Here is a 22,818-nt window from a genome sequence, read left to right on the forward strand (position 1 = left end):
TACTCACCCCCAAATAAAGGTCAAAATTTTTTATTCACTTCGCATGATTTATTTGTCACATCCGGCGGACATGCCCAGACTACAGAAAATAAACAATAAGGACATTGATCTTGTTAAAAAAAATATCTTCTTTATTTTTTGTGGGGCTAACCTTCATTAGCCCAAACTCACAAGCTGAAAAACATCCGGTTATTGCTGGCCCACTAGTAACTGAAGAACTAGTACAACAAATTACTAGAGCCGACCAACGTTTATTTGATGCATTATTCAATAATTGTGATCTAAGAGAAGCACAAAACTTGGTTACCGATGACTTTGAAATGTACCATGACAAGTGGGGTCAAACAGCAAAGTCTGGAGAGGAGTTTGTCAATGCCATTACCAATATGTGTAAACAGCGTGAGAATGGAAATGGTATTCGTGCACGTCGTGAACTGGTAATCGAGAGTACTAAAATCTACCCTGTTAACCATTACGGTGCTATTCAGTCAGGCACCCATCGATTTTATGGCATCAATGACGACAAATCTGAGATCTTACGGGAAAGTTCACAGTTTACTCATCTCTGGAAACAGGTAGACGGAAAGTGGCAGCTCGCGAGGGTACTCAGCTTCGACCATAAACCTGCTGAGCAACATATCGCCCACTAACTCTCCCTAATCTATTTGTGGCAGGGAAAACCTGCCACAAGCACTCCCCCTCGCCATCAACACATTGCATAATAGGCGCCTTAATAGCGTGTCTTAGAAACTATGGACAAAGTACTTATTATTGACGACAACAGCAGTATCGTTTCTGCCCTGGAGATCCTGTTGTCTCTGCATGACTTGCAGCCACTTTGTGCGATTACTCCTCAAGCCGGCTTACAGCTACTACGAGAGAATAGCGATATCAACCTGGTTATCCAGGATATGAATTTCACCGCTGACACAACTTCTGGAGAAGAAGGCAAAGAACTGTTCTTTGCGATTCGGGAAATAAATCCGGACCTTCCGATTATCCTGCTGACCGCTTGGACTCAACTGGAAATGGCCGTTGAGTTAGTCAGAGCTGGTGCTGCTGATTACCTGGGTAAGCCCTGGGATGATAATAAGCTAATATCCACAATTAACAATTTATTGGAGTTGGGAGAATTACAAAAGCGCCAGCAGGCATCCCAGCAACAAGCTTTGAATGCTCGCAGCCAATTACGGGAGGACTTTTTACTACAAGACATAATTTACCGCAGCGATAAAATGCAAAAGCTGTTGGAGATGGCCACTCAAGTAGCGAAATCTGAAGTTCCCATCCTGATCACAGGGCCAAATGGGGCAGGCAAAGAAAAGATTGCTGAGATTGTCCAGGCGAACTCTTCATCTAGAGAAGGGCCTTTTATTAAAGTTAACGTAGGTGCACTGCCAGAAGATCTGATGGAAGCAGAGCTGTTCGGGGCCGAACCTGGAGCCTATACCGGCGCCGGCAATCGGGCACGGGAAGGCAGGTTTGAAGCTGCCGATGGCGGCACCCTGTTTCTCGATGAGATTGGCGAGCTGTCACCCAGTGGCCAGGTGAAATTACTGCGCGTACTACAAACCGGGGAATTCCAGCGTTTAGGCAGCAGCCAAACCCGCAAAACCAAAGTTCGGGTAATCAGTGCTACCAATAGGGATCTCCACAAGGCTATCGAGGAAGGCAAGTTTCGCCAGGATTTATTTTATCGACTCAATGTTATAGAGCTGCGCCTTCCGCCACTGCATGAGCGCCCTGAGGACATCGCCCCCCTCGCAATGAGCTTCCTCGCAGAAAGTGGTAACTCCAAAAAACTATCTCCTCAAGCATTAAATGCCCTTACTCGCTATCATTGGCCCGGCAATGTACGGGAGCTGCAAAATGTTATGCAGCGAGCGGCCGTCCTAAGTCAGGAGGATACTATCGATGAAGCCGTCCTGGCACTTCCTGAGCAAATGACAACCGATAAAGTGGAAGTGAGTTTTGAGCCCAGCCGCGAGTTGCTACAAGAGACACTATCCAACTGCAATGGCATTATTGCCCAGGCTGCACGAGAACTCGGTATGAGCCGCCAAGCGCTATACCGCCGCCTGGAAAAACACGGTATACCCTATTGATGTCGAAATATTTTTCACTTGAAGGCCGCCTTATTACAACAGCGGCCATTCCCTTAGTCGCTGGTATTACCATATCCTGGCTCGGCACTCGGGCTGGCTTTAACCCCTCGCTATCCTGGGCAGTGGGGCTTATCATTTCATTGCCGTTATTAATTATACTGGTTCGCCTTATAATTACCCCCCTAACTAGCACCCTAAAATCACTACAAAATGGCCTGCTAAATTTTCGTGACGGCGACTTCTCAATTTCCCTTGTACATCCAAAGGATAGCGAGCTCAGAAAAATAACACTGCTTTACAATGAAATTGGCGAACATTTACGTAAAGAGCGCGCTCATATTTATCAACGGGAACTCCTTTTAGACACCGTTATCCAGACATCTCCCCAAGCTCTTTTACTGGTCGATCAAAGCGATCGTATTATTTACTCAAACAGTAGTGCCAAACAACTACTCAATAATGGTAAGCCTATACAAGGGTTAATGTTACAAAACCTCCTACCCAAAAGCCCTAAAGAAATAGCTAGCGCCATTAATAGCTGGAAAAATGGACTATTTAATTACACTGATAGTAATGGACCGCACTCCATGCATATCGGGAACAATACATTTATATTGAATACCCAAAAGCATCGCTTAATCGTCTTGCGGGAAATGACCCGCGAACTAACTCGTGCGGAAGTAGAAGTTTGGAAAAAAGTTATTCGCCTGATAAGCCATGAACTGAACAACTCCCTTGCCCCGATCTCGTCTCTCGCCCACTCAGGAAAAATGCTGGTAACAAAGCCCGGCAAAGAGAAAGCCCTGGAAAAAGTATTCGATATTATTGCAGATCGCTGTAAGCATCTAACAGAGTTCACCCAAGGATATGCCTCTTTTGCAAAACTCCCTCCCCCTAGCTGCGAGGCCATAACTTGGCAAGATCTAGTCGATCGTATAATGCCAATTCAGGCCTTCTCAATTAAGGGCGCCTTACCGGATGAACCCGGTTATTTTGACCCCATTCAAATTGAACAGGCCCTGTTAAATTTGATTAAAAATTCACGAGAAGCTGGTAGTGATAGTGAGAATATTGAGCTTGAAGTCAGCACCGATATCCTTGGGCAAAAGTTAGTACTCTCCGATCGTGGCTGTGGCATGAGTGAGAAAGTGCTCGAGCAGGCTTTGCTCCCCTTTTTCTCAACTAAAGAGCAAGGTGTCGGCCTGGGCTTAGCTCTCTGCCGAGAAATCATTGATGCACACGATGGGTACATACAACTCTTGAACCGCCCCGGTGGAGGGTTACAAATTTGCCTCTGGCTACCATGGAAAAACAATAAAAATTAAATGTGCAACAAGTTATGCTACAAAAGCCATCCAGACGGGGAAATATTTTCAAACAGTGTCAACGGGAAAATTTCTCAGTGATCAAATGAACGTCACACTTTAGTTTAAAATTATGCCAAATCTCTATAATTTTATTGCGGCCTAATCATCTTAAAACGTCATCCCTCTGTAGCTAATAATAAAAAAACTGAGCTGCCACAACTCGAAATCTGACTATTTTAGTAAGTTTTATTTATGTCTGATTTCGGAACTTATAATTATCTCGGAACGCACAAGAAGGGATCATGCTAAAAATAAACAGTTTGCTCTCCGTCGGCACGCTTGCACTGAGCCTGATGACAGTCAATGCCCACGCCGTTAACTCATCTCAAAAGGGTGGTGATCAAGTCGACTTGGTTATTGCCAATGAAGCCAAATTAATTGATATGCTCAAGCGCTCTGGGCGCATCAGCCAAGATGCCTCTATTGCAGAAGCTGAACGCACTTTAAAGGTTTACTTAAAAGAGCGGGCCACCCATAGCATTAATGGGGCTCAAGATCTTTCCAGCGATACCGTAACGATGATGCGCGATGCCCGAGGAGGACATCACCCCCGGCTTAAAAGGGGCAAAGGCCCCCTTCACCGCAACCATGGCAGCCGCCACCCTAGAAACATTCAACTAGAGAGCTACGACGGTGAAGCCCAAACTGCACGGGTTCTCGCTATATTGATGGAGTTCCCCGATTTTCCCCATAACAGCATCGAGCCCGGGGAAAGTGATATGTACTACGCGGATTACGCCGCTGAACATTACGCTGACTTACTTTTCTCCCAAAACGGCTTTGAAGGCCCCAATGGGGAAAACATGCTATCCATGCAACAGTTTTACTGGCAGCAATCCGGTAACAGCTACTCAGTTGAAGGCTCTGTAGCAGGTTGGTATATGGCCAGCCAACCTGCAGCTTTTTACGGCAATAACACTGATGGTGATGCTCGCTCCCTAATACGTGAGGCCCTGGAAGCTGCAGCTGCCGACCCCACAGTAAACCTGTCAGATTTTGATATTGAAGACCGTTACGACTTGGATGGTGATGGCGATTTTTGGGAAGCAGATGGTTTGGTAGACCACATCATGATCTTCCACTCCTCGGTTGGTGAAGAAGCAGGTGGCGGGCAACTGGGTGAAGACGCCATTTGGTCTCACCGTTGGAACCTTGGCGGAGTCTATTCACTTGAAGGAACTACTGCGGAGGTAGATTACTGGGGCGGCACTATGGCTGCTTATGATTACACCATTCAGCCGGCGGACGCCGCTGCAGGGGTTGTCAGCCATGAATATGGCCATGATTTGGGCTTGCCCGATGAATACGATACCGATGGTAGCGGTCGCGGTGAACCCGTCTCCTCCTGGTCCATTATGTCCAGTGGTAGCTGGGCCGGTATTATTCCGGGTTCAGAGCCCACCGGCTTCTCTGCCTATGCCAAGGAATACCTGCAACACAACCATGGTGGGAACTGGCTTCATGGTGAAACTATTGCACTAGATGAAATTCCTCGCCGCGGTATCGAGTTGCTACTCGATGAAGCGGTTAATAAGGGGACCAATAACGATGCAGTCCGAATTGACCTACCGGCAAAACAAGAAATAGTTACCGAACCCAGCAGTGGAGAATACGCCTACTTCAGCGGTAGCGGCAACAACCTGCAAAACTCTATGACAATATCTGTTGATCTGAGCAATGCAGAAACAGCAAGCCTCTCTTTCAAAGCTTGGTACGACATTGAGCTGGATTGGGATTACGCCGCGATCATGGTAGATTCCGGTGATGGCTTTGTCTCCATTCCTGGTTCAGCAACTACAGATACCAACCCCAACGGCACCAACCCAGGTAATGGTATTACTGGTAGCTCCGAGGGCTGGATTGACGTTGCATTCGATCTAGGCGCTTACGCCGGGCAAGAAATTAGCCTTTCACTTGCCTATATTACTGATGGCGCCGTAGCGAATTCAGGTCTTTTTGCCGATGACATCAGCATCGAAATTGATGACACAACATTCCTTTTCGATGATGCTGAAACTGATGGCAACTTTAGCCTTGCAGGCTTTAGCCGAAACCCAGGCTATCTCGAGCACGATCACTACTACTTACTCGAATGGCGTACGCATCGCGGCGTTGATGCCGGATTGGCACATGTGAATGTAGCCGGCGAGATGCTCACTTTCACAGAAGGCCTCTTGGTTTGGTACGTAGATTCCAGCTACGATAATAACTGGGTTGGCGTACACCCAGGAAACGGCTTCCTCGGAGTTGTTGATGCCGACCAAAATGTATTGAGATGGAGTGATGATTCCGTTGCCAGTACCCGCTATCAGGTTCACGATGCCACATTTAACATCGAAAGAGCCGACGACATGGTTCTGGATTTACTCGAGGACTACGGCATACTCTTAAGTGACACTCACAACCGCCGCTACCCATTGTTTAATGACACCCGGAGCTATAGCAGCGAAGAAATACCAGATGCCGGCCGCGCTATCACACCTTACGGCTTAAAGGTTCGGGTCGTATCTCGCAGCGGAGATAAATCTGTAGCTAAAATACGCGTAACCAAGTAAAGAAGTAAAAACAGACGGCGCCTACATGGCGCCGTCTCCAATTTAACAAATAGAATAAGATTCCCGCTTAAAACAAAGCCTTTAATTTGAGCAAAACTCCCCTCTCCAGCTAACCTGAATGCCAGAAACTTATTTTCATCATTCAGGCGTTCATTTATGGAAAAGCCTCTAGACAACTCCCGCCGCCACTTTCTTAAGCTTTCAGGAACATCGCTACTTTTAATTCCTGCCACATTTATCGCAGCACCCTCAGCTCAGGCCCAAATCAAAGCGCAAAAAGACAAAGTAAATTACCAGGATACTCCCAAGGATGGGAAAAAGTGCGTGGACTGTCAGCTATTTGAGCCCCCCAATGCCTGCCTGGTTGTGGAGGGCGATATCAGTCCCGAAGGGTGGTGTAGCTTATTTGTTTTGAAGCAGGGCAACCCAGTTTCAAATTAAGCTGGGACCCGCTGTTCACCGCGCAATTTAATCACGTCCGCGCGGGGCGGAAGACCAAACATACGGCTGTATTCACGACTGAAATGAGAGGGGCTCTCATAGCCAACCCGATAGCTGGCGGAAGCCGCTTCCAGTCCCTCAGTCAACATTAGGCGTCGCGCCTCATGTAAACGCAGCTTTTTCTGGAACTGCAACGGGGACATGCGCGTGATCTGCTTAAAGCTGTGATACAGAGATGACTCACTCATATTGGCCTGGTCGGCCAAGTCACTGATACGCAGCGGTTCTGAGAAACGGTCTTTTAGCACCTCAATCACGCGGGATACCCGGTTCGCCTGGCTATCTACCATGGCAAACTTGCGCATCCGCGCGCCAATCTCCCCCATCAGGGCGCGATAGATAATCTCACGCCGGGCTAATGGCGCCAGTATCGGGACATCTTTAGGGCTATCCAGCAAGGAGACCAGCCGGTTTAGCGCATCAAGCATACCGTAATCCATTTTGGTCAGGCACAGGCCGCAGCTGACTTCGGGACAGTCGTAGCCAGCCTCCACACCCGGCGCCTTATCACCCAGCTCCATAACCAGGTCTGCCACCTCTTGCGGGTCGATCGTTATCTTTACCCCGAGGAACGGTGTATCCAGGGAAGCATCTTCAACACGCCCCAGGATCGGTAAGTGCACTGAGGTTGCCACATAGCTCAGCGGCATATAGGAAATTTCCCGGTCTCCCAGCTCCAAGGTCTTGCGGCCTTGAATAATAAAATTCAGGGACGGTGTATACACCGATGCCGCACAGGCTCCCGGCTCATTGCAGCGAATCAGGGAGAGACCACCCAGTACCGTTTCATTTAATCCCTGTTCCGGTGCCTGACGCATCAGGGAGGCAATCAGCTTCTGCCGTATCGACTCCATATCCATGGCGACAGAGTTAAATTCCGCTCTTTTTTCAATGCTCATATGCTCCCCTTGTGCCCGCTAACAATTCCACGACTCAACACGAAGTGGCACAGAGTATACGGAGTTTTAGGCAATTTCCGTGTAGTTTTGCAGGATTGGGCAATCACTGTGCAGTAATAGGTAACTATAACCGATTAATAGCCCTACAGTCACTGTAATATCTTAATCACTTTTTGCGATAACTAGTTATATATCCAGTTCTTTACACATCCAACAGAATGTGATCCTTCCAACCCAAAAGCACGTCTTAAGTAGAAATAGGCAATCAATTAACAGTTCCCGGATACCGCAACCAACTTGGCCACCGCTAGAGTTACACCCTTACTGGGAGAAGCACCCAATAGCCCTTCCCCCTCCGTAGCAAAGGGAGTACACGCGTAATGGTAAGAAAATTAACGACGGTTTTATTCGGCGTATCCGCACTGGTACTCGCCGGCTGCAACAGTGACGCACCCAGCGGTCAACAACCGCCTCCCCCAGCCGTGGAGGTCGCCCAGGTATCTGCAGGAAATACGACATTGTGGCGCAGCTTTACCGGCCGTGTGGCAGCCCCAGAAACCGTTGAACTGCGCCCACGGGTTAGCGGTTATATCGACAAGGTTTCATTTGCCGAGGGAACTCTGGTCAAGCAGGGCGATATCCTGTTCACCATTGACCCCCGCCCTTACCAGGCCCGCGAACGCGCCGCCCGCGCAGACCTGGCTCGGGTTCGCAGCGACCTCTCCTATAGCGAGAAGCAAGCCGGCCGGGCAAAACAGCTACTCAACAGCAAAGCCATCTCCCGCGAGGAATACGACCGGCGTATCGCTTCGCGAGATTCGGCCCGAGCGGCTCTCAGCGCCGCCGAAGCAGCACTGGAAAATGCCCACTTGGACCTTCAATACACTGAAGTTAAAGCACCAATAAGTGGCCGAGTAAGCCGCGCCCTGGTTACTCAAGGCAATCTCGCCAATGCCGACAGCACCCTGCTGACAACGCTGGTCTCTGTCGACCCAATGTACGTGTATTTCGAAAGTGACGAACAGACTTTTGCTAAGGGCCGCGACTTACTTAATAGCGGGCAAAAACCTGCTGTGCGCGTAGGTCTCGCCGGTGAGCAGGGCTATCCACACAGTGGAGAGTTGGACTTTATTGATAACCGCTTGAACAGCCATACCGGCACTATTCAGTTCCGCGCTGTGGTTAACAACAGGGACGGCTTTTTCAGACCGGGGCAATTTGCCCGGGTGGAAATGCCAATTGAAGAGGTTTCACAGGCAGTTTTAATCAATAGCAAAGCGGTTCTTACCGATCAGGACCGCCGCTATGTCTACATCGTCAACGACAGTAATGTCACCGAAAAGCGCCCCGTGGTCGCTGGCCAACGCCAAGGTGACCTTGTGGTTATCCGCAGCGGCCTGGAGCCCGGCGAGAAAATTGTGGTGAATGGCCTGCAAAAGATTTTCTTCCCGGGCATGCCCGTCGCACCGGAAATGGTGGCCATGCAGGAGCAGGTAAAGGCGACCCAAGTCGCTGGCCACTAAACAAAGAGCAAGGGGCTTGCCGAAGTGAGCCCATACATTCAGCTAATCCTATCAATGGAATCCGAGCGGCTGACTGAGTCGCTCTCGGAGTAGCAGTATATGAATTTTTCCCGTTTCTTTGTCGACAGACCGATATTTGCATCCGTGTTGTCGATCATTATTTTCGTCGTCGGCCTGATCAGTATTCCCTCACTGCCGGTCAGCGAATATCCCGAAGTTGTACCCCCCAGCGTGCAAGTGAGTGCTCGCTATCCTGGCGCTAACCCTAAGACGATCTCAGAAACTGTGGCCACGCCGCTGGAAGAAGCGATTAACGGCGTGGAAAATATGATCTACATGAAGTCAGTGGCTGGCAGTGATGGCACCCTGACTTTGAACGTGACCTTTGAGTTGGGCACCGACCCGGACCAAGCCCAGGTACAGGTGCAAAACCGGGTATCCCAGGCCCTGCCGCGCCTGCCTGAAGATGTCCGCCTGCAAGGTGTTACTACCCAGAAGCAGTCGCCAAACCTGATGATGGCGGTGCACCTGATTTCACCGGACGACAGCCTCGACGCTACCTATATTCGCAACTACGCCGTACTGCATATTCGCGATGAGCTATCGCGCATTCCCGGCGTGGGTCTTGCCGCCGTATTCGGTTCCGGTGACTACGCCATGCGCTTGTGGGTGGACCCGCAGAAAGCCGCCGCCGTAGGCATTACTGCTGCCGATATTGTCAGTGCCGTGCGTGAGCAGAACGTACAGGTTTCCGCCGGCCAGATCGGCGCCTCCCCCATGCCGAACGGCTCCGACTTCCTGATTTCCATTAACGCCAAAGGCCGCCTGGAAAGTGAAGAGGAGTTTGGCGATGTTGTACTCAAGACCGGCAATAATGGTGAGATCACCCGCCTGAGAGATGTGGCCCGTGTAGAGCTGGCCTCTTCCCAGGACTCCCTGCGCGCCCTGCTCAACGGCCGCCAGGCTGTCGCCATCCCTATTTTCCAATCCCCCGGCTCCAACTCACTGGAGGTTTCTGCGGCGGTACGGGAGAAAATGGCTGAACTGGATGATCAGTTCCCGGAAGGCCTCAAGTGGGAAGTCGCTTACGACCCCACGGTTTTTGTTAGCACCTCCATCAGCTCAGTGATCAAGACCCTACTGGAAGCCGTGCTGCTCGTGGTTCTGGTAGTTATCCTGTTCCTGCAAACCTGGCGCGCCTCATTGATCCCACTGTTGGCCGTGCCGGTATCTATTGTCGGCACCTTTGCGGTGCTGTTGATGTTGGGCTTCTCAATCAACACCCTGACCTTGTTCGCTATGGTGCTGGCCATCGGTATTGTGGTGGATGACGCCATTGTGGTGGTGGAAAACGTCGAGCGGAATATCGAGGAGGGACTGACACCTTTAGCCGCTGCCCACCAGGCCATGCGAGAGGTGAGCGGTCCAATTGTCGCGATCAGCCTGGTGCTCTGCGCGGTGTTTGTGCCCATGGCATTCCTGGACGGCATCACCGGCCAGTTCTACCGCCAGTTTGCCACCACTATTGCCATCGCCACCATTATCTCCGCGATCAACTCTCTGACTCTATCTCCGGCTCTGGCGGCAACTCTGTTGAAGCCTCACGGCGCCAAACCGGATATGCCCGCGCGGATTATTGAGCGTTTGTTCGGCTGGATATTCCGCCCGTTCAACCGCTTCTTCCAGCGCAATTCCGAGCGTTACCAGCGGATCGTTGGTGGTAGCCTCAAGCGTCGCGGTATCGTATTTGGTGTTTACCTGATATTGCTCGGCGGTACTTTCGCCCTGTTCCAACAGGTCCCCGGCGGCTTTATTCCGGTTCAGGATAAGACTTACCTGGTGGGTAGTATCCGCCTGCCGGAAGGTGCCTCCCTGGATCGCACCGAGGAAGTTGCTCGCCGCGTGAGTGAATTGGCCCTGGAAACAGAAGGTGTTGCCAACGCCGCGGCCTTTGTCGGCTTCAATGCCCTGCAAGGTACCAACACTCCCAACGTGGGCACGGTATTTATCCTGTTCGACGATTTCGATGAACGTGAGCGCAGTGCCCAGGAAATCGCTGCGGAGCTAAATGGCAAGATCTCACAGATCAAGGAAGGCTTTGCCATGACCTTTATGCCGCCGCCCATCTTCGGACTGGGTGCCGGTTCCGGCTACTCCCTCTATGTTCAGGACCGTCGCGGTGCTGGCTACGGTGAGTTGCAAAACGCCACCAATATGTTGGCTGGCGCCCTGAGCCAAGCCAGCGGCCTCAGCTACCCCTTCAGCTCCTACCAGGCCAATGTGCCGCAGATGGACGCGGAAGTGGATCGACTACAGGCCAAGGCTCAAGGTGTGCGCATGGACGACTTGTTCGGCACCCTGCAGCTCTACTTCGGCTCTATGTATATCAACGACTTCAACCTTTTCGGCCGCACCTACCAGGTCGTTGCCCAGGCTGATGCACCCTTCCGCGATGAAGTGCAGGATCTCGATAATCTCTACACCCGCAATATGAATGGGGAGATGGTGCCCATCAGCACCATGGTGACCCTGCGCCAGAGTTACGGACCAGACCCGGTGATCCGATACAACGGCTATCCGGCAGCCGACCTGATGGGGCAGTCCGATCCCAGCATGTTGTCCTCTTCCGAGGCACTGGCAGCGGTTGAGCAGGTTGCCAGCCAAGCCCTGCCACCGGGCATGCAAATCCAGTGGACCGACCTCAGCTTCCAGCAGGTCAACCAGGGCAATGCCGCCATGGTGGTTTTCCCTCTCGCAGTACTACTGGTATTCCTGGTGTTGGCCGCCCTCTATGAAAGCTGGGTAATGCCACTGGCGGTGATCCTGATCGTGCCCATGTGTCTGCTGGCTGCACTATTCGGTGTCTGGGCTACTGGCGGCGACAACAATGTATTTGTTCAAGTCGGGCTGGTTGTACTGATGGGGCTGGCTTGTAAGAACGCTATTTTAATCGTGGAATTTGCTCGCGAACTGGAAATGGAAGGCAAAGGCACTGTCGAGGCTGCACTGGAAGCCTGCCGCCTGCGTCTGCGCCCGATCATTATGACTTCAGTCGCCTTTATTGCCGGTGTTGTTCCACTGGTATTGGCCGGCGGCGCTGGCGCTGAGGTGCGCAATGCCATGGGCATTACCGTATTTACCGGCATGATCGGTGTAACCCTGTTTGGCCTGTTCCTCACTCCGGTATTTTATGTTGCCCTGCGCAAGATTGCCGGCGGCAAACTATCAGCTGCCCGTCACGCAGATAGTCAAGAAAGCAATTTACCCTTAGAGCACGCGACTAATACTTAACCCCGCTTATCCCGGGCGCACCAACACTATGCGCCCGGGCTTTTTCTACTTGCGCTTCTCCTTTTTCCAGCGGGCTCCAGGAAAAACAATCACATACAAGCGGATCAACAAGCCCATTGGCACACAAATCAAAATCACAATAACTCCTAAAACAGCACGCATATAATCACTGCCTTCTTCGTGTTTCTCAGCGTGATCCCACAGGTAGGATTGGTAACAGTGATCGGGCCCATCAATCGGCTTCAGGGTATAGTTAATTACCCGCTCCAGAAACCTCCAGTAACGCCGAAAACGTGTTTCTGTCACCCTTGAGAAATAGCCACAGCGCGCAGATATAGTTGCATCAGGATTGCCGCCAGCAATGGCATTGCCCAATTGATCCACCGCAACAATAACATTCCAAAGCCAGCTTTTATTGGCACCTTTCATTACCAGCCTATTTATTGACGGATAACCCTCCTCCCTAATACCCCCAGCCCTAGGGTTTGGCATCCACAGTAAAACAATCACCAATGAAAGAATAATCCATAAAAACACGAGCGTGCACACAAACGCTTTTTCGTAAGAAAATCAAGTTCCGCCGAACTTCAGTGGCAAAAGCCGCGTTCGTCTAGACTTTCTCCGAACGGCAATAAATCCATGCCGTTAAAAAATACTTCAGATTATCGAGATCTCTTCCTAAAAGATGTTGCATGTCGCCACGATTGCCACCCACTCGGAAAGGATGCTTCCTGTCCTGCTGGAATCCGCCAACCGCAACGGCGTGTCATTATCTATCCTTGGGCACAATTATCCTTGGAAAGATTTCTCTTCCAAAATAGACATCTTAATGCCTTTCTTTAGATCCCTACCGGAAGAGGATATCGTCTGCTACCTGGATGGTTTCGATTCACTAATACTGCCATCAATCAAACACTTAGAAAAAAAATTTCTCACCTTTGGCAAGGAAATTATTTTTTCCAATGATTACGAACATAGCGGTATACAAGGATTTTTTGAAAGAAAATTTTTCCCCAGCGAGTGTGTTTTTTCTACAGGTGTCTTTATAGGCAAAAATATAGCGCTACAAAACCTTTTCCAGACCGCTCGTAAGATGTACCCCAATTACTCTGATGACCAAAAAATTCTTAGGCACTATTATGCACACCAAAACTGCACACAAATAGGTATCGACGGCGAAAGCCAACTTTTTTTTAACTTTGATGCCGCCAATCCAAGTTTCAATCTACTAAGCCAAGTAAGCAAAATTCACAACGAAGAAATATACCTACACAATGGAGAAACTCCGAGTATTATTTCATTCCCTTGCAGCTGGTTTGCTATTGGCATCAAGAAAAAACTCAATGTGCTTCTGGAAAAACTCGGGTACGAATACAACCCAGGAATTAACATCAAAGGTACTTTCCATGGCCTGAAGTACTATATTGGCACCTCGATTAAAGAGAGTATCAAAACACTATTAAAATAGCCCCAAATCACCCAGCCAATACTCCCTTCAATCGCAGATAACCTTTATATCGATCAATAAAAGCTATAACTTAATTCAAACGGTGAATAAGGCCCTTCACACCAATCACCGGTATCCAATTGATAGCAGTGCACACCCTCGGCAATACAGTTATCGAGACTTCCCATATAGGGATCACCGGCCAGGCAAAAACGCGGGAATGCAGTAAGTTCATCCGGTGGCACCGGAGTGGTTTTGTAGGTGTAGTAAGTTGCCGTGCCGGTTAAGTCATAACCGAAACCGTCAGCCACGCAGCCCGCCAGGGACTGCGCTACAAGAATAAGAATAAAAACAACGCTAATTTTCATAGGAAATACAACGCCTTCCACCGGAAATGTCAAAACAACGGGCACTGGGTGGGCAAATAGAACCCGGCGCCAGCTCCTCAGAATCCCCCGGGCAGCTTGTTGGAGATGCAGGCGCATCTGGCACATGGGAGGAATGAGAAGAGTGAGAAGAGGGATAACCCCGGTATTCCGCATGGCGGGGAATTGGCGGGCTTACGGGATAAACCACTTGATTGCGCGTATCGGGGGTTCCACAACCCTCAAGGAATACACCCATCGACAATGCAGAAATAAATATCGCAAACTTTTGCATGGTAGCGCTCCGTATCAGCACCGCGCGGACAGAGTCCACGCACTTTTAGATCCGGCTATTTCGCAACAGCTCCACACTGGGCTCGGCTACTATCGTTAGTAAACCCGCAATATAGGGAAAAACCAGGCCATGGAGTCCTGCAAGCTATCTACGCAATCCGCCGCCTCGCATTCGCTTTTGGCGGTAAGGGGTTGTGGGTATTTTGTGTGGTTACTGCCGACTTCCACAAAGCTGGCGCTTTGTCCGGCAGCCTCTGCCTCATAAAAGAAAGGGTCTTCACCCTCCACTTCGTCCGCAGGCAAAAACAAGCAGCCCTGCATCGCAAATACCGCCACAAGCGGCAACGCGAATTTCCTTGTAGGTCCCATAATCCGACACCTCACATTTTCAGTGCTGCGATGATAGTAGCCTCTCTGTGAGTCTAGCTGCCGAGGCATTAGCAGCCAGCAACCCAGAATCGATTTGCGCGTAAATCATCTTATTGTTGTTTTACGCGGCGAATATTTCATTTCCACTTAAAGGCTCCTTAGTCCTGACTATAAAAAAAGCGGCCGATTGGCCGCTTTTTTTACTGGCTTTAACTCGCTGGCAATTACAGCAACAGTCTGCGCACATCCGCCAGCACGCTGACCAAGTAAGTCATAAAGCGTCCGGCATCTCCGCCATTTACCGCGCGGTGATCGTAGGAGAGCGCCAAGGGCAACATCTGCCTAGGCTCAAAGTCCTTACCGTTCCACACCGGCTTCATCGCCAGCTTGGAAACACCGAGGATACCAACTTCCGGAGAATTGACGATCGGGGTGAATCCGGTGCCGCCGATAGCCCCCAAACTGGAAATGGTAAAGCAGGCACCCTGCATCTCGTTGGGCTTCAGCTTGCCATCGCGGGCTTTCAGGGCCATTTCAGTGGCCTCTGCCGCCAGCTCGTACAGGCCTTTCTTATCCACATCGCGGATAACCGGCACCATTAAGCCTTTTGGAGTATCTACTGCCATACCCACATGCACATAGTCCTTGCGCACAATGTGCTCGCCATCGTTGTGCAGGGACACATTAAAGCTCGGCTCTGCACGCAGGGCCGCAGCTACCGCTTTCAGCAGGAAAGGCACTGGAGTGAGCTTCACTCCGCGCTTCTCCGCCTCGACCTTCATGGACTTGCGGAAGGTTTCCAGCTCTGTGATATCCGCATCGTCAAACTGGGTGACGTGAGGCACGTTGAGCCAGTTGCGTGACATGTTGGCTGCGGTAATCTTGTGGATCTTGCTCATCGGCTCCACATTCACCGGGCCAAACTGGCTGAAGTCGATATCCGGCATCTTGGCGATGCCAATTCCACCGCCGACACCAACCGCGCCGCTCTCAGCTTTCTTCACCTGCTCGCGGATGTAATTGTGCAGATCGTCCTTGGAGACCCGGTTGCGCGGGCCGGTAGGCTTCACCTTATTCAAGGTAACACCCAACTCGCGGGCCAGTTTGCGCACGGCGGGGCCGGCGTAAACCTGGGCTGCTGCGGTGAGGTTGCGCTCCAGCTGATAGTCTTTCTGCGGCACTGCCGGGGGCTCAACAGACGCAGCTGCCTGCTGTGGCGCGCTCTCGGCAGGCGCTGTCGCTGCAGGGGCTGCAGCTGTAGCCGCAGACTCGGCGGCGCCTGCAGTAACTACTTTCAACACGCCCAAGGTGTCACCTGTGGAAACCTTGTCGCCTTCTTTAACCGCGATAGAAACCACGGTACCGGCGCTGGGGGAAGGCACATCCATAGAGGCTTTATCGCCTTCCACCACAATCAGGGAGTCCCCCTCTTCAACCACATCACCGGGCTGTACACTGATCTCGATCACATCAACCGCATCGGCACCGCCCAGATCCGGGATCTGGATCGTTTCCTCTTTCGGCTCGCCGCTCGCCGCTGCCGCAGGAGCTTCAGCCACAGGCTCTGCAACTGGTGCAGCTTCTTGCTTGGCGGGGGCCGCAGCGGGCTCCTCTGCCGGCGCTTCCGCCACATCGGTTTCGATTTCCCCAATCACGTCGCCTTCAGAGACCTTATCGCCCTCTTTCACGCTGATGCTGAGGATTTTGCCAGCCACTGGGGCTGGCACATCCATGGAGGCTTTATCGCCCTCCACCACAATCAGTGAATCCTCTTGCGCGACGGTATCGCCGACAGCAACAGAAATTTCAATCACATCCACCTGATCGGCACCACCGAGATCAGGCACTTTAATGACTTTTTTTGCCATAGGAGTTCTGCCTTCTCTTAGCTGATGCGCGGGTTAACTTTTTCGGCGTCGATATTGAGCTTCACGATTGCTTCCGCAACCTCTTTCGCATCAATAACGCCCTGCTTGGCCAAGCCATTCAGTGCGGCAATTACCACGTAGTTGCGATCCACTTCGAAGAAGCGACGCAGCTGCTCGCGGCTGTCACTGCGGCCGAAACCATCGGTACCCAGGGTGGTCAGTTCACCGTCGATAAATTCGCGCAGTGGCTCCACATAGGAACGGATGTAGTCGGTGGAGGCGATAACCGGAGAGGTATTGCCTTCGAACTGCTCGGTGATCCAGGCTTTGCGCGGCTCGGCTTCCGGGTGCAGCATATTCCAGCGCGCCACATCCTGGCCTTCACGGGCCGATTCCACAGCGGAGGTGAGGCTCCAGACATCGGAGGTCACACCGAACTGGTCGGCGAGGATATTCGCCGCTGCCAGTACTTCGCGCAAAATAGTACCGCCACCAATCAGCTGTACATGTTTCTTCGCCGCTTTGCCCTTGGCCCCTTTCTTGACGTTGGACTGCAGCTTGTAGATACCGCGAATAATGCCCTCTTCCACGCCCTGAGGCATTTCCGGCTGCAGGTAGTTTTCGTTCTCGATAGTGATGTAGTAGAAGAGGTTCTTCTGCTCTTCGTACATCTCTTTCAAGCCGCGCTGCATAACCACCGCCAGCTCATAACCGTAAGCCGGGTCGTAACTGCGGCAGTTGGGGATAGTGGAGGACAGTACGTGGCTGTGGCCATCCTGGTGCTGCAGACCCTCACCGTTCAAAGTGGTACGGCCAGCAGTAGCACCGATCAGGAAGCCGCGCGCCTGCATATCGCCAGCGGCCCAGGCCAGGTCGCCGATACGCTGGAAACCGAACATGGAGTAGTAGATATAGAAAGGCACCATCGGCACGCCGTGGTTGCTGTAGGCCGTGGCCAGCGCCATCCAGGTGGACATAGCACCGGCTTCGTTGATGCCCTCTTCCAGCACCTGGCCTTTCTTATCTTCCTTGTAATACATGATCTGGCCGTGATCCACCGGGGTGTAGCGCTGCCCCTGGGAGGAATAGATACCCAGCTGGCGGAACAGGCCTTCCATACCAAAGGTACGGGCTTCATCGGGAACGATCGGCGCAATGTTCTTGCCGATATTCTTGTCTTTTACCAAGGCCGCGATAGCGCGGACAAATGCCATGGTGGTGGAGATTTCGCGCTCACCGGAGCCTTTGGTCAGTGCGCTGAAGGCATCGAGACCGGGAACTTCCAGTTTCGGGCACTCAACCGGGCGACGGGGAACCGGACCGCCCAGGGCCTTGCGGCGTTCCGCCATATATTTCATTTCCGGGCTGTCCGGAGATGGGCGGTAGTAAGGGACCTCTTCCAGCTCTTTATCGGTGAGCGGAATGGCAAAGCGATCGCGGAAACGCTTGAGGGAATCCAGATCCAGCTTCTTCACAGAATGGGTATCCATCGCCGCTTCACCGGCGGAGCCTAAGCCGTAACCTTTAACGGTCTGGGCCAGGATCACGGTGGGCTGGCCTTTGTGGGCCATCGCCGCTGCGTAAGCTGCGTATACCTTGTAAGGATCGTGGCCGCCGCGATTGAGCTTCATAATCTCATCGTCGGACATATCCTTAACCAGCTCCAGCAACTCCGGGTATTTGCCGAAGAAGTGCTCGCGGGTATAAGCACCGCCGTTGGCCTTGAAGTTCTGCATCTCGCCATCGACCACTTCGTCCATGACTTTCTGCAACAGGCCTTTGTCATCTTTCTCTAGCAGCGGATCCCACAGGCGGCCCCAGAGTACTTTGACAACATTCCAACCGGCACCGCGGAATACGCCTTCCAGCTCCTGCACGATCTTACCGTTGCCGCGTACCGGGCCGTCCAGACGCTGCAGGTTACAGTTAACCACGAACACCAGATTTTCCAGTTGCTCGCGGCCGGCCAGGGAAATTGCGCCCAGGGTTTCCGGCTCGTCACACTCACCGTCACCAAGGAAAGCCCACACCTTGCGATCGCCGCGCGGGGACAGGCCGCGGGCAGACAGGTAGCGCATAATGTGCGCTTGGTAAATCGCCTGAATCGGCCCCAATCCCATGGAGACCGTGGGGAACTGCCAGTACTCCGGCATCAGCCAGGGGTGCGGGTAAGAGGAAAGGCCATTGCCGTTCACTTCGCGGCGGAAGTTGTCCAGCTGCTCTTCATCGAAACGCCCTTCCAGGTAGGAGCGGGCATAAATACCCGGTGCACTGTGACCCTGGAAGAAAATCAGGTCGCCGCGCTCTTCACCTTCATTGCCACGGAAGAAGTAGTTGAAGCCCACATCGTAGAGTGTGGCCGCAGAGGAGAAACTGGAGATATGGCCGCCGAGGCCATCGTCATTCTGGTTGGCACGTACCACCATCGCCAGGGCATTCCAGCGAATCAGGGAGCGAATGCGGCGCTCCATAAATAAGTCGCCAGGCATACGCTTTTCCGCATTGGGCGGAATGGAGTTGCGATAGGGAGTGGTGATTGCCGCAGGCAATTGTACGCCTACATCGGTAGCGCGGTCAGACAGCTGCTTCAGGAGGAAGGCTGCGCGTTCTTTGCCGCTATAGCGGATAACCGCTTGCAGCGCGTCCAGCCACTCCTGCGTTTCGAGGTTATCGGTATCTTCGTGCATCAAGTGCTCCTCGGCGAATTAGGCGACGTCGAGTCGGTCTATTTCTCAAAAATCGGTACGCGGGCAAACTACAGCGCGAGCAAAAAAAAGCTTCCTTTTTTTCTTGGTTCCGCCAATTCACCAACTTTGTTGGCGTAAATGCAAAGTTTGTGAATCTTTACTCGAATATGACGGTGAGGAAAGCGGCGCAATTAATTGCCGCAAGTGCCTAGTTTGACTGTGATTATTTGTTCCGGGGCCCGCGCAGACTGGCGGACAAAACCCCATCCCCGGTTGTTAGCGGAGGGAATTGTAGTATTACTACAAAAAATTTTCCAGATAGGACGGTTAGTAACAAATAAAACAAAAGAGCAAAACAATTATTTGCCGTTTGGCCGTTTCACCGGAACATTTAGTGGAATTTTTGAGAAAATGAACTACAAAATCGAGTCTCAAACAAAGACATCAGTCACAGCTGAACCAGCTCCCCACCGGGTTGATATTCAGCGTAGACCAAGTAACGCAGCGGGCCACCAGCCGCCAGGGCATTAAAGGGGTAACAAGTCACCAGCAATAAACCCCGCTCGGCAAAGATCGGCAAACGCTCTCTCTCACTGTCCACAATTCGCATTTCCGCAACCCGATAAGTATGCCAGCGTCCGCGTTTATCCTGCAGGTAAATGGAGGTACCCCGCCTGACACGCTCTAATCCCGCAAAGTGAGTATCCCGGTGTGCGGCAATAACCGTGGTGCGAGGCTCGCCAGGATTGCCGGACCCAGCTAAGAGACCAGGGCCGAAAGCCAACGCCTGGCCACTACCGCCGCTGAGAACAATTAATGGCGACTGTCCTTCCAACTTTAACTTGGCCACTGGCCAGGTGTCCGCCCAGGGCCAGGGCTTTTGCAGAGCCCCGCCCTGTAGCTGTTCTTCCCAAGCACTATTAATCAACACTTGGGCCAATTCTGCCTTGGCCAGGAGCCAGCTGGCGGAACCCAGCTGCCACAAGCCCGTTCCCAAGCAAAGCATAAAGAGCAGTGAGCGAGCCACGCTTACACACCTCCCCGTTGCAGAGGATTAGCGCCGCTGGGTTGACGGGGGTCCGGTAAAACCCTGCGCAGGAAGGAGCGCAGGGCTCGGGTCAAGTTGCTGCGCAAGGCCCGACCGCGCTGGAAGATCGCCGCAAACATCAACAATACCGCCGCTGCCAATAACTGCCCGTAGAGACCTGTAGCAGTTTGCGGATAGGCCTGGCGCTGTAGCACTTGCCCTTTAGCCATCATATTGGTGACCGAGCTGCGAGATAACTTCTCTTCAGCGCTGCGTACAACTTCCTCTTCAACTGCAACAAAACTGGTATAGGGGCTGGCAAGTTGATGCCTCAGGGCAATCTGTAAAATCTGTTCGCGCAGAGCCAAGCCCGCATCCGACTGCTCTCCAGACTGAAGCTGCCGGTCCCGCAGAGAATCTATCTTGCTGCGCGCCCAGACACTGCCGATGCCTGAAGTATCGCTATCACTCTCTACTTTCAGAGCTAGTTTGCGCACAAACTGTTTACCCGCCATTCGGCCCCGCAGCTGGATATCTCCCTGCAAGAGGTCACCCTGCACCTTGGCCACCAACTGCATAGGCTCACCGTTATAGAGATCCGGGATACGCTTGGGGTAGGCATCCGCGACGACTCCCTGGGGCCAACTGAGTTGCAGGTCTGTAGCCATAGGATTTTCCAACTTGGCGAACAGAGCCTGCATACGCTCGCGAACTTCGGAAATATCACCGATGGTGACGAAAGTACCCCGTCCAAACTGAGCAGCTTTGCGCATAAAGTGGCTATTGGGAGCCGAACCAATACCCACAGTAAACAACCGGGCGTTATGCAAGGACTGGCTAATTAACTCGAACAGGGCCCGCTCATTGCCCACCGCACCATCTGTAATAAATACGACTTGCTGAACGGTACTGGTGTCGTCCTGCATTTGCTGACCGAGTGCCATTCGCAAGGCCGGCGCCATTTCTGTACCTCCCTCGGCATTCAGGTTTTCGATTTCCTGACGCGCACGGCGGATATTCTCCGCGCTCGCGGCTATCGGGCGCAGGAAAAATGCGCGGGTTGTACTGTTAAATTCAATAACGTTAAAGCGATCATTGCTGTGCAGGCGAGACAGTGCCAGGGTAAGACTCTCCTTTGCCTGACGAATAGAATTGCCAGACATGGAGCCGGAAGTATCGATCACATAAATCACTTCCCTCGGTAAACGCTGCGCAGAGGTACCGTCGCTGGGTGGCAGCAGCATGACCTGCAGATAAGCACCAGCCTGCTCTTCTACCCCCTCTTGCGCTGTGATTTTCTCGCTAAACAATGCCGCCCGCGGCATAGCAGAAGCGCGCGGCTGCCAATTCAATAAGAAATCCCGATCCATTGCAGCTGTTTCATCTCGCAACTGAATCCGATAGCGACCGTCACCTCGGTTATCAATATCAATCTGGTGATAGGGGCTATCGATTTTTGCTAGCGGCAGTCCGCCATGCAGATCCACCTCGATAGAAATATTATGACTACCCAGTGCCTCTAGCTCCTGCGCTGGCTGCATAAACGGAGTTATCGACGCAGCACCCGGCACTTGATTAGTGGGCAGTGCCCAGCCACTACTCTCTGCCACCAACTCCTGCTGATCGCCGTTCAATGCCTGGGAGGGTATTGGCTTGCCAGGGATATAGCGTGGGGTCAATGTCGTGGGCATGCGCAGTGAAAAAACGCCACCGTCATAATTCACTGGCTGCAAAAAGCGGATATTAATTTGCACCATCTCATCGGGGGCAATATTGGCCACTTTATTAGTGAACAGATTTGGGCTCTGCTGCTCTAGAAGAGCTGCACGCTTACCCGCCGCACGAGCAGCCTTATAAATCTTGGAGGCCTCTTTCCGCTCGCGCACCTTACCGACAATGCGGCGCTCGCCCACCTGAATTTCAAGCCCCGCCACCGCAGCTTGCTCAGGCAGTGGTAATGCGTACACCGCTTCCTGCCAGCCGTCGGTAGTATTCTTGAATTGCTGCTGAAGCTCTACTTCCGCTACCAGACCCCGCACGGAAATACTGACCTGACTTTTCAGGTGCACCGCTGGAATATACTTTCCGGACTCATTGCCAGTAAAAAGTAAGTCCCCGCCCTTTACATCGTCCAGAGTAACTGCCTCGGTGAACTCCTGCTGGATCGCATCACTCACAGAGGGAAGCTCCTGGGCATTGACCTCTGCCCCGATTGCCGCAATGACTACCGCCAATACCACCACAATAAATAACAGCCAGCGCCCAGCACCACCGGTCCTCTGGCGGCGACGATAGTATTCCTCTGTCGGCAACATCAGATCGTCTTTATGGAACCGCTGCCCGAATAACATCACCCTGTTCACTCACTTACCTCCACTTTTAAATTGGATGTTGAAGTCATTAAACAGAGGGAAGCGGGCGAAAGGCGGCAGGAATACGAGCACAAAACAGGAGGAATTGTGGCGAATTATGGCAGGCATAAAAAAACCGGCGAAAACGCCGGTTTTTTGCAGTTCGATC

17 protein-coding genes are annotated in these 22,818 nt (G+C 52.1%); 8 read left to right on the top strand and 9 right to left on the bottom strand.

Translation table 11 applies throughout. The features are described 5' to 3' along the window. The first annotated feature begins 110 nt into the window (after window positions 1-110). The 5 genes from ACYX4J_RS17840 (at window position 111) to ACYX4J_RS17860 (ending at window position 6,468) form a co-directional block, all read left to right on the top strand. Window positions 111-650 carry a nuclear transport factor 2 family protein gene (locus ACYX4J_RS17840; RefSeq protein ID WP_444895141.1) on the top strand — a complete coding sequence of 180 codons (540 nt, stop codon included), beginning with the start codon at window positions 111-113 and terminating at the stop codon, window positions 648-650. A 102-nt stretch (window positions 651-752) separates the two neighbouring features. Beyond that, window positions 753-2,105 (top strand): sigma-54-dependent transcriptional regulator, encoded by a 1,353-nt coding sequence (locus ACYX4J_RS17845; RefSeq protein WP_475708761.1) that lies wholly within the window; start codon window positions 753-755, stop codon window positions 2,103-2,105. Further along, window positions 2,105-3,430: a sensor histidine kinase gene (locus ACYX4J_RS17850; RefSeq protein ID WP_476177231.1), complete on the top strand. Its 1,326-nt coding sequence runs from the start codon at window positions 2,105-2,107 to the stop codon at window positions 3,428-3,430. The genes ACYX4J_RS17845 and ACYX4J_RS17850 overlap by 1 nt, the downstream gene beginning before the upstream one ends. A gap of 284 nt (window positions 3,431-3,714) precedes the next feature. Continuing rightward, window positions 3,715-6,027 carry an immune inhibitor A domain-containing protein gene (locus ACYX4J_RS17855; RefSeq protein WP_476177232.1) on the top strand — a complete coding sequence of 771 codons (2,313 nt, stop codon included), beginning with the start codon at window positions 3,715-3,717 and terminating at the stop codon, window positions 6,025-6,027. A gap of 156 nt (window positions 6,028-6,183) precedes the next feature. After that, complete coding sequence (locus tag ACYX4J_RS17860; protein ID WP_282934201.1) at window positions 6,184-6,468, top strand: hypothetical protein; 285 nt, start codon at window positions 6,184-6,186, stop codon at window positions 6,466-6,468. Here the strand turns inward: ACYX4J_RS17860 and ACYX4J_RS17865 are convergent. Continuing rightward, on the bottom strand, window positions 6,465-7,427 hold the full coding sequence (locus ACYX4J_RS17865; RefSeq protein ID WP_282934202.1) for an AraC family transcriptional regulator: 963 nt from the start codon (window positions 7,425-7,427) through the stop codon (window positions 6,465-6,467). The two genes, ACYX4J_RS17860 and ACYX4J_RS17865, sit on opposite strands and share 4 nt — an antisense overlap. A 380-nt stretch (window positions 7,428-7,807) precedes the next feature. Between ACYX4J_RS17865 and ACYX4J_RS17870 the strand changes: the two genes are divergently transcribed. Next, window positions 7,808-8,950, top strand: a complete 1,143-nt coding sequence (locus tag ACYX4J_RS17870) for an efflux RND transporter periplasmic adaptor subunit (RefSeq protein ID WP_476177233.1) — start codon at window positions 7,808-7,810, stop codon at window positions 8,948-8,950. A 99-nt stretch (window positions 8,951-9,049) separates the two neighbouring features. Continuing rightward, on the top strand, window positions 9,050-12,241 hold the full coding sequence (locus ACYX4J_RS17875; protein WP_444895147.1) for an efflux RND transporter permease subunit: 3,192 nt from the start codon (window positions 9,050-9,052) through the stop codon (window positions 12,239-12,241). Between the two features lie 45 nt (window positions 12,242-12,286). Here the strand turns inward: ACYX4J_RS17875 and ACYX4J_RS17880 are convergent, their stop codons facing one another. Next, entirely contained in the window at window positions 12,287-12,670 is a 384-nt protein-coding gene (locus tag ACYX4J_RS17880; protein ID WP_444895148.1) for a hypothetical protein, read from the bottom strand. 256 nt (window positions 12,671-12,926) lie between these two features. On the opposite strand from ACYX4J_RS17880, the gene ACYX4J_RS17885 reads away from it, so the two are divergent. After that, window positions 12,927-13,709, top strand: a complete 783-nt coding sequence (locus ACYX4J_RS17885) for a glycosyltransferase domain-containing protein (protein WP_444895149.1) — start codon at window positions 12,927-12,929, stop codon at window positions 13,707-13,709. A gap of 53 nt (window positions 13,710-13,762) precedes the next feature. Here ACYX4J_RS17885 and ACYX4J_RS17890 read toward each other — a convergent pair whose 3' ends face one another. The 7 genes from ACYX4J_RS17890 to ACYX4J_RS17920 all read right to left on the bottom strand — a co-directional run bounded on the left by ACYX4J_RS17890 (window position 13,763) and on the right by ACYX4J_RS17920 (window position 22,661). Further along, window positions 13,763-14,056 carry a hypothetical protein gene (locus ACYX4J_RS17890; RefSeq protein WP_444906377.1) on the bottom strand — a complete coding sequence of 98 codons (294 nt, stop codon included), beginning with the start codon at window positions 14,054-14,056 and terminating at the stop codon, window positions 13,763-13,765. Beyond that, the gene (locus tag ACYX4J_RS17895) at window positions 14,046-14,348 is read right to left on the bottom strand and encodes a hypothetical protein (protein WP_282934207.1); all 303 of its coding nucleotides are present in this window, start codon (window positions 14,346-14,348) and stop codon (window positions 14,046-14,048) included. Before ACYX4J_RS17895 ends, ACYX4J_RS17890 begins: the two co-directional genes overlap by 11 nt. Window positions 14,349-14,443: 95 nt before the next feature. Next, window positions 14,444-14,716, bottom strand: coding sequence for a hypothetical protein (locus tag ACYX4J_RS17900; RefSeq protein WP_282934208.1), 273 nt, complete (start codon window positions 14,714-14,716; stop codon window positions 14,444-14,446). A 224-nt stretch (window positions 14,717-14,940) separates the two neighbouring features. Then, entirely contained in the window at window positions 14,941-16,584 is a 1,644-nt protein-coding gene (aceF, locus tag ACYX4J_RS17905; protein ID WP_476177234.1) for a dihydrolipoyllysine-residue acetyltransferase, read from the bottom strand. Between the two features lie 17 nt (window positions 16,585-16,601). Continuing rightward, complete coding sequence (gene aceE / locus ACYX4J_RS17910) at window positions 16,602-19,271, bottom strand: pyruvate dehydrogenase (acetyl-transferring), homodimeric type (RefSeq protein WP_444934907.1); 2,670 nt, start codon at window positions 19,269-19,271, stop codon at window positions 16,602-16,604. 448 nt (window positions 19,272-19,719) lie between these two features. Further along, on the bottom strand, window positions 19,720-20,298 hold the full coding sequence (locus tag ACYX4J_RS17915) for a class GN sortase (protein WP_444895154.1): 579 nt from the start codon (window positions 20,296-20,298) through the stop codon (window positions 19,720-19,722). A gap of 2 nt (window positions 20,299-20,300) precedes the next feature. Continuing rightward, on the bottom strand, window positions 20,301-22,661 hold the full coding sequence (locus ACYX4J_RS17920; protein WP_476177235.1) for a marine proteobacterial sortase target protein: 2,361 nt from the start codon (window positions 22,659-22,661) through the stop codon (window positions 20,301-20,303). Between the last annotated feature and the right edge of the window lie 157 nt (window positions 22,662-22,818).

The sequence above is a fragment of the Microbulbifer sp. ABM4_008 genome (assembly GCF_056311705.1).

Coding starts and splice junctions, on each gene's coding strand:
- ACYX4J_RS17845 (WP_475708761.1), top strand. CDS start 753: ATGGACAAAGTACTTATTATTGACGACAACAGCAGTATCGTTTCTGCC.
- ACYX4J_RS17850 (WP_476177231.1), top strand. CDS start 2,105: ATGTCGAAATATTTTTCACTTGAAGGCCGCCTTATTACAACAGCGGCC.
- ACYX4J_RS17855 (WP_476177232.1), top strand. CDS start 3,715: ATGCTAAAAATAAACAGTTTGCTCTCCGTCGGCACGCTTGCACTGAGC.
- ACYX4J_RS17860 (WP_282934201.1), top strand. CDS start 6,184: ATGGAAAAGCCTCTAGACAACTCCCGCCGCCACTTTCTTAAGCTTTCA.
- ACYX4J_RS17865 (WP_282934202.1), bottom strand. CDS start 7,427: ATGAGCATTGAAAAAAGAGCGGAATTTAACTCTGTCGCCATGGATATG.
- ACYX4J_RS17870 (WP_476177233.1), top strand. CDS start 7,808: ATGGTAAGAAAATTAACGACGGTTTTATTCGGCGTATCCGCACTGGTA.
- ACYX4J_RS17875 (WP_444895147.1), top strand. CDS start 9,050: ATGAATTTTTCCCGTTTCTTTGTCGACAGACCGATATTTGCATCCGTG.
- ACYX4J_RS17880 (WP_444895148.1), bottom strand. CDS start 12,670: ATGAAAGGTGCCAATAAAAGCTGGCTTTGGAATGTTATTGTTGCGGTG.
- ACYX4J_RS17885 (WP_444895149.1), top strand. CDS start 12,927: ATGTTGCATGTCGCCACGATTGCCACCCACTCGGAAAGGATGCTTCCT.
- ACYX4J_RS17890 (WP_444906377.1), bottom strand. CDS start 14,056: ATGAAAATTAGCGTTGTTTTTATTCTTATTCTTGTAGCGCAGTCCCTG.
- ACYX4J_RS17895 (WP_282934207.1), bottom strand. CDS start 14,348: ATGCAAAAGTTTGCGATATTTATTTCTGCATTGTCGATGGGTGTATTC.
- ACYX4J_RS17900 (WP_282934208.1), bottom strand. CDS start 14,716: ATGGGACCTACAAGGAAATTCGCGTTGCCGCTTGTGGCGGTATTTGCG.
- aceF (WP_476177234.1), bottom strand. CDS start 16,584: ATGGCAAAAAAAGTCATTAAAGTGCCTGATCTCGGTGGTGCCGATCAG.
- aceE (WP_444934907.1), bottom strand. CDS start 19,271: ATGCACGAAGATACCGATAACCTCGAAACGCAGGAGTGGCTGGACGCG.